11 protein-coding genes are annotated in these 12775 nt (G+C 45.4%); 5 read left to right on the forward strand and 6 right to left on the reverse strand.

Annotated features, from left to right (window positions below):
• The first annotated feature begins 567 nt into the window (after positions 1 to 567).
• The gene (locus B9N89_RS11845; RefSeq protein ID WP_132319127.1) at positions 568 to 1239 is read left to right on the forward strand and encodes a M12 family metallopeptidase; all 672 of its coding nucleotides are present in this window, start codon (positions 568 to 570) and stop codon (positions 1237 to 1239) included.
• Positions 1240 to 1342: 103 nt separating this feature from the next.
• The gene (locus tag B9N89_RS11850) at positions 1343 to 1744 is read left to right on the forward strand and encodes a hypothetical protein (protein ID WP_132319125.1); all 402 of its coding nucleotides are present in this window, start codon (positions 1343 to 1345) and stop codon (positions 1742 to 1744) included.
• Positions 1745 to 1810: 66 nt separating this feature from the next.
• Here B9N89_RS11850 and B9N89_RS11855 read toward each other — a convergent pair whose 3' ends face one another.
• The 4 genes from B9N89_RS11855 to B9N89_RS11870 all read right to left on the reverse strand — a co-directional run bounded on the left by B9N89_RS11855 (position 1811) and on the right by B9N89_RS11870 (position 6604).
• Entirely contained in the window at positions 1811 to 3457 is a 1647-nt protein-coding gene (locus B9N89_RS11855) for an acyl-CoA dehydrogenase family protein (RefSeq protein WP_132319123.1), read from the reverse strand.
• Positions 3458 to 3519: 62 nt separating this feature from the next.
• Positions 3520 to 4242: a YebC/PmpR family DNA-binding transcriptional regulator gene (locus tag B9N89_RS11860; protein ID WP_132319121.1), complete on the reverse strand. Its 723-nt coding sequence runs from the start codon at positions 4240 to 4242 to the stop codon at positions 3520 to 3522.
• 212 nt (positions 4243 to 4454) lie between these two features.
• Positions 4455 to 5411: a hypothetical protein gene (locus tag B9N89_RS11865; RefSeq protein ID WP_132319119.1), complete on the reverse strand. Its 957-nt coding sequence runs from the start codon at positions 5409 to 5411 to the stop codon at positions 4455 to 4457.
• 185 nt (positions 5412 to 5596) lie between these two features.
• Positions 5597 to 6604 (reverse strand): leucine-rich repeat domain-containing protein, encoded by a 1008-nt coding sequence (locus B9N89_RS11870; protein ID WP_412535413.1) that lies wholly within the window; start codon positions 6602 to 6604, stop codon positions 5597 to 5599.
• A 650-nt stretch (positions 6605 to 7254) separates the two neighbouring features.
• Here B9N89_RS11870 and B9N89_RS11875 point away from each other — a divergent pair.
• A complete protein-coding gene (locus B9N89_RS11875; protein ID WP_132319115.1) occupies positions 7255 to 8034 on the forward strand; it encodes a TIGR02147 family protein in 780 nt (259 codons plus the stop codon).
• Here the strand turns inward: B9N89_RS11875 and B9N89_RS11880 are convergent.
• Positions 8028 to 8477, reverse strand: coding sequence for a hypothetical protein (locus tag B9N89_RS11880; RefSeq protein ID WP_132319113.1), 450 nt, complete (start codon positions 8475 to 8477; stop codon positions 8028 to 8030). The genes B9N89_RS11875 and B9N89_RS11880 overlap by 7 nt on opposite strands.
• A gap of 11 nt (positions 8478 to 8488) precedes the next feature.
• A complete protein-coding gene (locus B9N89_RS31335; RefSeq protein WP_159455318.1) occupies positions 8489 to 8644 on the reverse strand; it encodes a hypothetical protein in 156 nt (51 codons plus the stop codon).
• A 47-nt stretch (positions 8645 to 8691) separates the two neighbouring features.
• Between B9N89_RS31335 and B9N89_RS11885 the strand changes: the two genes are divergently transcribed.
• Positions 8692 to 9156 (forward strand): hypothetical protein, encoded by a 465-nt coding sequence (locus tag B9N89_RS11885; RefSeq protein ID WP_132319111.1) that lies wholly within the window; start codon positions 8692 to 8694, stop codon positions 9154 to 9156.
• A gap of 299 nt (positions 9157 to 9455) precedes the next feature.
• Entirely contained in the window at positions 9456 to 12341 is a 2886-nt protein-coding gene (locus tag B9N89_RS11890) for an RCC1 domain-containing protein (protein ID WP_132319109.1), read from the forward strand.
• The last annotated feature ends 434 nt before the right edge of the window (positions 12342 to 12775 follow it).

Genomic DNA, 12775 nt, shown 5'->3' on the forward strand with positions numbered 1-12775 from the left:
AGCCACAAGTGATTACAGGTGGTTACAACGATAATGTCACAGAAACCTATCTTAAATTCTTATTCAATGTGTGTCGAACGAGCCCGGACAGCACAATGAGCACTTTCTTAATTTTAATGTATCTATAGCGCCAACAGTGACTATTTATGGAAAAAGCAGCGAAGATAGCGAAGCAGCTCTATTTCATGACTTCTATGTTTCCATCAATGCCTATCTTTAGTGTAAAGTTCTCAGTTAGGCTATAAGTCCTCACTCTTAGAATTCTTCTACCTTGGCATCATCTGGAATAGTGTTGAGCCGCACTCAGATTTCAAGTTGAGCGCTAGTTTCGGATCAAAAACTAGCAGCGTATCGAGACCCCACCCCTGATCGATTGAAAACAGATTTTTTCTCAAGATTCTCGATCAAAGGTGGATATTCTATTGGTGAATCACTGTAGATAGCTATGGAATCTTGTAAATTACCCTTACCAATCGCAATAATCCTATGATTCCCACCTCTTTTCATAAGTTTATCGTATGAAGTTAGTAAAAAATTTTAATTTGAGATTAGAGACAAGGAGTTCTCATGTTGTCAGGAAAAAGTATTCTTTTGAAGGCATCGCTACTTGGCTTGCTTGGAGTGCAAAGCTGCGGTACAGACGCAGACTTTAGCCAAAATGGAAGCAGTCAACTTGATGGCTACTACGATAGTAGTAAGCTGTGGTCGAATAAGACAATTCGGGTTTGCTGGGATGATCTATCTGATAGCAATGCGACAGATCGTCAGTATGTAAGAGATAGGATTCGCGACACATGGGAGCGTCATTCGGCCCTTAAGTTTATTGGCTGGGATGAATGTGAGTTTTTTCGTGATGAAGATATTCACATCGAGGTGGATGACGTCGGACCACATGCGGATGGTCTGGGCGACGATATTTCGTTTACAGGATCTATGACGCTCAATTTCACCTTTCGAAACTGGGGTTCAAGTTGCACGTCTTCAACCAGCCAAAGAAATAACTGCATTGGTAGCAACGCTATCCATGAGTTTGGCCATGCCCTTGGTCTTGCCCATGAACACAATAGGTCTGACCGACCCGCGAATTGCACTAGCCCTACCCAGGGTTCGAATGGAGATACCATGGTGGGGAGCTTCGATCGTGACAGTATTATGAATTACTGCTACAACTCGTCCTACAACAACAGGTTGAGCGCAGGTGATATTCAAACCATCCAGCAAATGTACGGGACACCTTAAGCCTTAGATAGCTAGTGAATCATGACCTTCCGAATGAGTATTGACCTAAAAGTGGCAATATCGTCTCTACGTTCGGAAGGTTTTCAATCATATGAGGACGATGATGAAGTCTTTTAAAATGCTCTTTGGATTTATGGCTCTTGCACTATGCCTAGAGTCGTGTGTAACACAAGAGAGGATCATCAAGCCCGATGACATGGAACTTACTTTGGTTCGTATTCCCACGGGATTTGAATATGGGGTGAGCAAGGAGCCTCAAAAAAGGCGGCTGAAAATACCAGAAGCAGGGAGCGAGCTGCGCTCAAAGCTGGATCGATTGGTCAAAGTTGCTAGCTTTCGCACCTCATGCGACGAGGAGGTTTCTTACCATCGCTATATTGAAGTAAGGCATGGCGATGTGTTTCGGCGGTATGAAACAAGCAATCAGGACTGTGGCAAAGATGCTATGTTTGTCTCGGGAGACTTGTTTGATCAGTTGTGGGGTGATTTGGCGTCGTATCAATGACTCATTTGATTGCTGAATCGAAACGATTCGATCATGGGATCATGGTTTTGATCGTCGGCTAGACCTTCATATCGGCCAAGCCCTTGCAATCATAAGGGAGCAATCAGTCCCTCGGGGAAGCACTCCATAGTGATGGTGAGACCCCAGCAGCCGGGAGGAGCAAAATGCGTCAGCGATTTCAGACTTAGAGTAGCGGATCAATAAGCTTGCTTGAAGAGCGAGCGCGAGGTCAATCATGACCCTTCGGCTCTGGCTGGCTAAGTGATCGCGATCTTGCAGAGACTCGGTGATTCTTTGCAAGCAAGCCTTCACTAGGGAGTTCTCACTGGCAACATCTCTAACATCCTCTAGATAAGCTTCGAGTGCTTCAGGGTGTCGGTCGATAACCCTCAATAGATCCAGTGCCTGAATATTCCCGCAGCCCTCCCAAATTGCATTGATCGGTGCCTCGCGATAAAGACGAGGCATCATGGACGTTTCCATTACCCCGCTACCGCCCAGACATTCCATGGCCTCATAGGTGTGTAGTGGCACTTGCTTGCATAGCCAGTACTTGCCTACCGCTGTTGCGATGCGTAGAAAGTTACGCTCAGTTTCGTTGTGACTTTGCTGATCGAAGGCATGAGCGACACGAAGAGCGAAGATACTGGCAGCTTCTGATTCCAAAGCTAAGTCGGCCAGCACCTGCTTCATGAGATCTTGATCGACTAACTTCTTACCGAATGCCTTCCGTTGGTGGCAGTGGTGAATGGCCTGTACTGTAGACTGGCGGATTAAACCCGCTGAGGACACAAGGCAATCAAATCTGGTATGAGCAACCATGTTGATAATGGTGGCAACGCCGCGGCCCTGTTCTCCGATGAGCCAGGCTTTAGCACCATGGAACTCCACTTCACTGGATGCATTGGAGCGATTGCCCATCTTGTCTTTAAGCTGCTGGATATAGATCTTGTTCTTGACGCCAACATCTTGCCAGCGTGGCATGAGAAAGCATGACAAACCTTCCGGTGCTTGGGCTAAGACCAAAAAGAAGTCACTCATAGGTGCTGATAAAAAGAACTTGTGACCAATAATCTCGTAAATATCGCCCCAGCTATCCTTACCTTGTGGAATCGCCTGGGTGGTATTCGCACGAACATCGCTGCCACCTTGCTTCTCAGTCATACCCATGCCGAAGATAAGGCCGCTTTTATCCCCATAGAATTGGTCCCGTGGGTCGTAGCGTCGCGAGAGAATCTGCGGTTCCAAAGCTTTGGCGATGTTTGGGTTATGCCTTAGAGTGGGGATGGCAGCGAACGTCATGGTGCCAGGGCAGCAGTGACCAGCCTCAACTTGGGTCTGCATGTACATCTTCATGGCCCGAGCGAGATAGGCTGCTTTTTTCTGTTCCCATGGCTCAGAGTGTAAGCCGTTACGAATATAAGAGTCTAGCAAGCGATGATAGCTAGGGTGAAATTCGATGCGATCCACACGATTTCCAAAATGATCGTGGGTTCGCAAGGTGGGTGGGAATCGATTGGCAAGATTGCCGTCATGCAAAGTTTCTTCTCTGCCACATAACTCGCCGAAGCTTTCAAGTTGGTCTTGCCATGTTTGCCCACTAAAATGGTTTAGCCCTTCAAGCAAAACATTATCCTGACGCAACATATTATAGTCGACAAGATCATGGCTGACATTCTCTGCGCGATCAGGGCTAGCGATTTCAAATGGCATGGTGAGACCTCTAAAATGTGAAAACTGTTGTTCCACTACATTCTAGAAGCCCTTGTCTGGTGTCAAGCGTCATCGTCGAGGTTGTGATAAACGGTCACCACATCCTCATCTTCGTCGAGAAGGTCGATCAGGCGCTCAAACTTGCTGAGAGTGTCCTCGTCGGTCACGCTCTTCTTGGTAATGGGAACCCTTACTAAAGAGGCTTCATCGGGCGTAACTCCAATTTCCATCAGTTTTTCTTGAATCGCGCCAAATTCAGTCATCGCTCCTGACACCTCGTAGACTCCGTCGATCAGCTCGACCTCTTCAGCTCCGGCATCGATCATTGCTAGAGTAAAATCGTCTTCTGATTCAATGGCCTCGCTTGGTATCGTGAATAGGGCAATTCGATTGAAGACAAATTCTAGAGAACCTGCCGTTCCCAATGTTCCATCGCACTTGCGAAAGTAGCTCCGGACATTGGCGACCGTTCGCGTGTTGTTATCAGTTGATGTTTCCACGAAAATAGCGATGCCGCCAGGACCGTAGCCCTCGTAATAAACATCATCAAAGCCAGCCCCATCGGACCCTTGGCCTTTTTTAATCGCTTTCTCAATATTATCCTTTGGCACATTGAGCTTTTTCGCTCTCTCAACGGCAACCCGAAGTAAAAAGTTGCTTGCCGGTTCTGAGCTTCCGCTTTTTGATGCTTTGAAAACATCTTTGAGAGCCTTCGTAAAAACCTGGCCACGAGCTTTGTCTGCGGCACCTTTGCGGACTGCTATCTTAGCTGACTTTCGTCCCATAAAAATTCCTATCCTTTATCGGGCTTATGTTTGAGCCAATCCCAGCATTTAAGTACATGTTAGCGAGGATGGCAAGTGCCTGTGCAAGCATTCTTCAAGAGATTGGAGCGAGGGTTAAGTGCCAGAAGCAAAAAGATTTTTTAGAGAATGTGAATTCTGAGGGGAGGGGCGTGGTGGTTTGAGGGGGAGGGGTTGCCCCCTCTTCAGTTCGCTTAGTTGAAACCGTAATTATAGGTGTTCTGCCGCCCGTCCTTGGCTTGGATCGACCAGTAGATATGGTCGGACAAGTCATCTACGTAGAGGCGGAAAACCCAGTTGTTTTCTGTGGATTCGCCATTTTCAGGTGGATACGGCCCTCGGCTGAAGTCCAGTGAGGCTCCCTTTGTGCTTAGGACATGGCGCAGATACCAGCGGCTCACAAGGTATTCGTTAAGCGTAAAGGCTGGATGGGAAATATCCCAGTCATTTTCAGCCCCGTTGCGGGCGATGGCGACCGGGCTTTCATTGTCATCATCATCATCCATAAAGCTTACAAGCGCCCGATGGAGTGCATCGAGAAACGTGACTTGGTTGTTTTCCGCTAGTTGAGTCGCCAGCTCGGAGCGGTTGATCTGCAAGTTAACAGCCCCCAAGCCAAACTCATCCTCTAAGATCCTCTGAGCTTTGGCGATCGCGCTATCGACATCATCTGCGCGACGATCTCGCATGATTTCTTGGCCAGAGACCCGGCAGTTGAGATCCAATGTGAAGCCAAAAGAGCCGTTGATTCTTGAGAAAATCAATTTTCCATCGAATGGAGAGTTGGCATTCAAGACCTCAGGCACGAGAAGCTGAATCTGGCCGCTATCCTGCGACGGCTTTCCTAATGCCATAGGCAATAAAAACTGCTCGAAACCCTTGTAGCGAATAGGAGCGTAGTCTTGACGGTTGGCTAACTTAAAGACCTTCTCGATCTGCTCGTATTGGCAAGAGCCTGACCTGTCGCACTTGACACCTAGATCGAGTTCATAGCTAAGGAGTGAGCCACCTTGGTTTGCTGGCTCCTTGAGCCCTTCGATCGTCGCGCGATGCCGGCTGCTCTCAGCTTCGCTCTGGCAGGTGAAAGGAGTGGCAGCTTGAATCGCTGGGGCTGCAAATGCAAGGCTTAGAAATAAAACGCGTCCGATCATGACGGTGTCCTTAATGAGTTCGACAAAATGGATTAACTTTTAGCTTATCTCAGTATGCCAGCCAAACATCTATTTTCGATAAATGCTATCAAATCCTTGGATTGCAAGGAGTTCATGGGATGTAAATTCGTGAACCTCCACATGAAAGGTTCACGAATTATATGTCATAGTAGACTAGTGTCGAATCATTCAAATTCACACGTTATGTTAAAGGTGAGGCAGCCTTGTTCAATCTTTTCCTGACTTTCTTGGTCTTGAAGGCTAAAAAACACGAGTCCCCCGTTGGTGATCAGTTTTTCAATTCCCTTGGGATAGTCTTCAAACGGAATGTCGCGGAGATATAACCTGCGAACACTTGGCTTTTCTATCGCCACTTGGCTTAAGTCTAAGTCTACGAGATCAGTTCCGGATAAGACAAGTCTGGAAACAGAATCTCGCTGACTTAAACCGGTCCAAAATTCCGGACGCGGGGTCAGCCTGGGGTTCATGCTTAGATCAAGTGCTTCGAGTTTAGGTAGCATGGTGAATATGTCTCCGACTTCTTCTAAGTCGTTCGAGGAAACCGTAAGGCTGCCTATATTTGGCATATTGGAGCTGGCTACAAAACTCAGGTCTGAAATATTATTGCGACTTAGATCCAAATACTCACCAAAGTAGACAAAATTCGCCAGGTCCTTTGATTGAAGACTACTTTGGATTATTTTTAGAACCCAGAGCTTTCTGCCGGTAAAGGTGTCCTTTTCGAATGTGAGAGTCGAATTGTAAAAGCTTAACCTACTAAGTGAGAAAAGAGACTCAAAGTGAAAGCGATTCAAATCTAGCTTGCTGTTTTCGATCACAACATAAAAAGCATGGCCAAGCCCTACAAGGTCGTTCACTTGTAAGCGAGGTAAATCCTGAAGGAGTATCTCTGTTTCTCTATAATCAAGGTCTTTCATCAGGTTAGCATCGATATACTCGCAACTGTCGCGGAAGATCTCTTCGAACTGATTGCGGATGGCCAAGGATCTCTGGCAAACAGGGGTAAAGCGCCGAGAGAATCTTTTGTAATCTAAGCCGTAATGCTCTAGGTCTCCATGGAGTTCGCTTTTTGATGCCTCTTCAAAGTCAAGGGAGTGAAGGTAGTAGTTTACCCTTCTCAAGTTGTGGATGTCTTCAGGCAGGAAGAAATTCCAAAGCCATTCGTGAACCATTAAAAAGCTATATTGGAGCGGGTGGTCTTTGAGTTCGTTGATGAGGTTGCGATCGTATTCAAAGTCGACTCCTCCCGAACGGGGAACGCGAATAACTGCCTGAATCAAACTTCCGTCTTCGTTTTTACAGTTGTCTGGCAGATTCGATAGAATCAGTTCGTCGTCAATATCGATCAAAGGATTGGTTTGACCGTACCAGCTGTAGTAGCGCCTGATCCCTGAATAGCCAATGGTTTCTGTGAAATAGTGAAAAGATTTATAAAGTTCGGGGAAATCTAACTTAAGTTTCCTTAAGATTCTGTCCTTCGAGTCGTCCCAACTGTTGATACTAGCAAGTTGGGTATGCTCCATAGCCATATAAGTAAGAAGGTAGTCAAGGGTATATAGGCCTTCTAGCTCATTCGCCTCGCTGGCCAAGCAACGGATCGTATCACCACCGTTTCCCACACGAATGCCCTTGTGATTTTCTTGACTCAAAGCAGTTGAGCCTTGCCAAAGTAAGGTCGATACCAGAAGAAGATTTTTAAAATTTAGCATGATTAACTCTCTCTAGAAAAACTTAGTTGGTATTGATTGCATGTTTTTTTCTTGAAATTCAAGCAACTATATTGCACTAGTTCTATTCATGTGAAATATGAACGGGGTATACGGTGTCTTCTCTTGCAAGCTTTCTACAAGATGAACTCGACCTTAGGAAAAAGCGCAATCGCTATTATAACCAAAGCTCCTTTGCCCGTGATTTTAATATCTCGCGCTCCTTTTTAAGTCGTCTCTTGAAGGGCGAACGGTCTCTCTCCGATGAGAAGGTTCAAGAAATGGCGAATTTATTACCTTTAAAAAAGCGAAAGCTTTTCATTTTACTTGCCAGAAAAGCGCAAACGAAACTGGAAGTACCCTCTTTAGAAAAGAAGATCGAAAAGGAACAACGACTCAATGGCAAGAGTCTTGATCACATGACTAACGATGACTTTAAGCATATTAAAAGCTGGTATTTCCTTGCCATTCTTGAAGCATTGAAACTAGGGCGATTCACAAGGCAACATCTTTCTGAGTTTTTGGGCATCTCGCTGCCACAACTAGAACGGGCAGTGAATAGACTCTGCCGTATGAATCTCGCTCAAGAGATTGATGGCCTCATATCTAGCAGGCACCTTGATACAAGTATCGGCGAGGGAGTCCCTTGTGCAGCAATCAGGGACTATCACCGAGAAATTTTAGATCTTTGCCGCGATTACCTGACTAAGCATTCCATGGCCACTCGAAGTTTTAGAAGCTTTGTTGTCGCAGGTCATACAGATCTCATGAATGAAGCGGATGCAATTCTAGAAAAAGCACTTGATGAGATCGAAGACCTGTTTTCTGCAAAGCCACCTAATACTGTCTACCAAGTGTCTATGCAACTGCTTAGGATTGGCAAACAATATCAGTAGTCAGCTAGTCCCAAGAGATCGTTGTCAGTGATAAGGTAGACTTTGTACCCTGAGTGATCTGTGTGAGCCTCGCGGGTGCAGGCTGTGCAAAAAATGTTTTCTCTTGCACAAGTGTCAGATGACTCTCGGGTCGAGATACACATTTGGTAGGCTTGTGCGGTGGGATCGTAACGGAAATGCTGATCGAAGAGGAATTTTATTCCTGAGCTGCTGCCGCTGAAAGAATAAACTTCATAGTGGGCCTTATCACTGTGATCCTTGGACTCGACATCCTTGCAAAGATACTTTTCGCTTTTACACCTGGGGTCTAACTCCCGTGTTGCCTCGGCATTGAGACGAGCATTGGTGGTTTTGCTGTCGTGATACTGAATGGTGTCTACTTTGGTGAAGCCTTGAGCATTTAAAGAAGCCATTGCGATCACCGACAAAAGTAAATTTTTCATATTATCAATCCCTATATTGTTGTTACGGATCTATTGATACAAAAGCCGATGGCTGGCGTAAATGATCGAGCGATGGCTGGTTCACAAAGAGTTGCCTGCCTGGCAACACCTTCGCGAGCCTCTATTTCAATAGGGATTTCTTTGGAACCCTTATACTTTTTTGTCATGTTTTGACTTACCTTTGCCGAAACGTAGCAGACAGTAAGGGGGTGACGTGCGGCTGCTATTCCTATTTATCCTAGTTTTTATAGATTCTTGTGGCGTCGAACATGTTTTTGGCCATAAAGTCGACCATCGCTGTGATCGTGACCTGTGGGACGTTTGGGCTGGTGAATCCTGTGGACCTGAAGAAGTTCCTGAGGGGTACACTACGGACCCAGAAACCGGCGATGTCATCTGTAAGCTTGGTCTCAATAATTTCCAATGTAAGATTGATGTTGTTGAAGATAGTGTTTGGGCCAGTGAGGTCCATAGCTATGCTGTTCTAGGGCAGGGGACTAGCTATCAAGTCTATTACCGCTTTCTTACCAATGGCACCTATGAGCAATATGTAGTGGCTCGGTTCCCTTATTCCGAGTCTCCAATTTATGAGATGCGTACAGGTACCTTTGAAATCAACCTAGGGCTAGATGACTACGTGACCATGGATACCGTAGAAACTGGCATTGCGAGAGCTTGAAGCACTCCAGTAGAATCACGTCCAAGGATCTTCTCCGAAACCAGGATTTGATCGGTCTTAGGGTTCTGGGACGAAGTATCACGGGTCACCCTTCGATGACTGATCGGGTCTGAACTCCAACTTTACGGTATGTCGTTTTTCGCCGCTGATGTGCACTAAACTCTAAAGAATTAATGCTCACTATCTCAAAAAAATGCACCTGTTTTTGCTAGGCTAGCGGTTATTTCCCATTTGTCTCTATGGAGTGGTTTTAGATACCGATCAACCCCGTTACGCTGGGAACAATTGGGGATTTTAACATGATCTTTCGCACTCTTGCCATCTTTACATTTTTAACTTGGGGCTGTTTTGGAGGGCCTTACGATGAGTCTCAATCCCCAGATCAGACATCAGCCGATCCTTCCGTAAATAACACTGATCATGGAGTCGAAGCCCCTAAGAATGGGGAAGGCTCTGGCGAAACTGAGGATCAAAAGGTGTGTTCCGAAAATGGAATCGCTTTTGGCGAAGAGTGCCTCGATGGGATCATTTCTATAGATAGTTTCGGAGACAGTCGGATCGCACTCCGAACCAACAACAATCTGGTCGCTTTTGGTCGTTCGGATAATATGAAGAATTACGATGCTGTTCGAAATCAGCTCAATACAAACACGGTTCCTGTAAAGAAAATTGCAGGTTCTACTCAAGGAATTGCAGTTCTTCTTAGGGATGGACGTATAATTGCATTTGGTGATTTTGAAGATTCCATATTAAGCAGTTTGCATTCACAGCAAAATGTTGTGCAATTGGAAGCTAAGAACGACGGATTTTCGATTCTCGTAGGCTCTAGCCCTGAGGATGATTGCTCTGGGGGCTGCCAATTACTTTCCATAGGCGGTAGTCAGCCTGCAGCCACAATTTCAAATGCAGCCACAATTTTTGCTAGTAGTTATTCCAATGTCACCGTGGTTCGAAACACTGATAATTCTATCACTTATTTTCCGAATACTAGCCATGCACTTGCTGCAGAGGACGCCACCGGTTTTGTGAAGGTCGTTTTTGGGTATAAGGGCGGGATAGTAGGCGTAAGAGAAGATTTAACGGGGGCTATCTGGGGGAATAATGACCAAGGAGATAGTTCCGCAATCACCGGGGCTCTCGATAATATTGCAGAAGTAAACTTCGGTGAATATCACGGCCAAGTTATAAAAACTGATGGGTCGATCGTCGCTTGGGGGAGTACCGATTACTTTGCCTACGATGATGCTCCTGAATACTATAGCTTTACCTCTCAATCTGCTCAGGTCGTAAATATTACAGAAGTGGTTTCATTATCCGAGTCCTCACTAGCGCGGAGTGATCAAGGGAAACTATTCTTCTGGGGGTACGTGGACAGTAATGAACGAGATATCCTATCTATCGTCGGAAATAACAAGATAATCGATATTGCAGCCTTTGATGAACGTTACATAGCTCTAACAGAGGGAGGGGAAATTTTCTATACAGGAGATGCTATGTCCCCCCTAGACGAGGGAGGGCCTATTTCTGATGTTGTTTCTATGGAAGCAGCCAATGATTTTGTGGTTTTAAGATTGTCTAATGGCAAACAACGTCTTGTAGTTCCAGATGATTCCAATACCTACGAAAAAAAACTACTATCCATAGCCTTTGCGAAATTTTCTGGCAACGAATCTGGACTTCGGGACATCTTTATTTCTGAAGAGGAAAACGGAGCGATTTTCGTTAGCAACGACCTGAATGTCTATCCCATTGGGGAAGCTAGCGATGGTCTCGATCCTCAATACCTCGATCTATCTAAGCCTGTAGAGCAATTTTTCTTCAGCGGAGGTGGTACGCGTAGATACGCACTCACACAAGGAGAAAAATTCTATCTTAATTTTTCGAAGTATCATAGCTATTTTTTGCCCGAAATTAACGGGAGTGAAGTGGACGAGGTGCTGTTTACTTCTAATCTGCTGATATACGATACTAATGATATCGCAACAGTGATTGAACATGATACCGGTGCGGTTGTTACCCATACTAATATTGATTCCGTATACCAAGCGAATTATGGCTATCTCTTGCTGCAGCGACAAGAAGGGCAAGCAGACTGTACGGTTGGCTGTTCTTTAATTGTGGAAGAGCCGATTCAGAATCAAATAGATAGCTACTTAAATGATGGCGACCCCGATAATGATATTGGAGTTACTAATATCACTCAAGCCTTTGTCAGTGGGAATCAGATCTTTCTAGTATATAAGGACGGTACCATCATCTACTTTAGAGATGTTGGGTCAGGGTTTGAAAAAATTGATCCAGTGGCCCTAAAAGGTACTACAGTCGCTAGGTTTGTAAAAAATAACTATGACCTTGTGGGTATCACAACAGATAATAAGATAGTAAGCATCGGTCCTACGAGCAGCGGTGGGGATCCCATAAGCAACTCGTCGCGGGAGTACCTTCCTCATCTGACTTTAGAAAATGTGGTTGATGTGATTCCAACCTTCGGTGGCTTTACAGCTCTTTTATCGTCTAATGGAAATTGTGATTCAGGGTGTCAGGTGACGTCTTGGGGGAACATGGGTGTACCTTTAGATACGAGCAACCCTATGGGAGGGGCGAAAGATCTAACAGACATTGTGAGTGTGGCAGCCAGTAGCTCCGCCTTTCTAGGTGTGAGAAGTGGTGGTGAAAGGGTTGTCTGGGGTTCTCAATACGGTGGCGGAGATCCCACTTGCAGCAGTTCTTATTCCACATGCCGTACTACAAATTCTATGTCAATTCCTCCCTTTATAGCCCAAAATTCTAACCTCGCTTCCCTGCGATCAAGCGGGTTTTGGGGTTACGATGGCACGAATTTAGATTTTTGGGGAAGTTGGCGTTACGGTTCTATTGAAGACGACCGGACAATTGCAGACCTACAATTTATTATCGATAACGAATCTATACTCGCGTTGTTCTATGGATCAGAAAACTGTAGTGAAGGGTGCCAATTTATAAATGTTTTGAATCGGGATCTATTCGAAAATGGGTCCGATCCGCAAGGCCAAGTCACTTCAGTGAAGACAACTGAATATGGCGTAGTTATGACAAAAAAAGACGGGACAAAGGCTGCAATTTTTGATGGCTTGCGAGCTGATACCATATTAAGCATTCCTGACATTGACGTTCTAACACCGACAAAGAGACAAACCAGCCAATAGCAGGTGACTAGCGTTCAATGCACTTGGGGAATGTTATTTGACCACCAAAAAGCCTTCTCGAAACTAAGAGAGGGTGTCCTCAATTGAGAGACATTATCAATGACTAAGCACTGGTATTCAATTGCTAAAAATCACACCCTAAGCCGCTGACCTATCGGACATCAATGCGGAAATGACGCCCGTGACGTTTTCAGCTCTTTCTAAAGCAGCAGCCGATGCTAGGTTTACAGTAGGAGTTGAACTTTCTAAAAAGTCTCCCCTCCGCAATTGCTGCATATCCGCTATCGGACAACAATCCCCTAAAGACCCTATACACCTGTTTTTTGAGAAGCTCTGCGAACCTTAATTCTCAGTCCAAAAAAAGTTGAGCAATATTTCAAAGTTGTCTTGTCTTATATGTGAATCATGAGTAGAGGCCAGCCTCTAAAGGGAAT

This window comes from Pseudobacteriovorax antillogorgiicola, assembly GCF_900177345.1.
Taxonomy (GTDB): domain Bacteria; phylum Bdellovibrionota_B; class Oligoflexia; order Oligoflexales; family Oligoflexaceae; genus Pseudobacteriovorax; species Pseudobacteriovorax antillogorgiicola.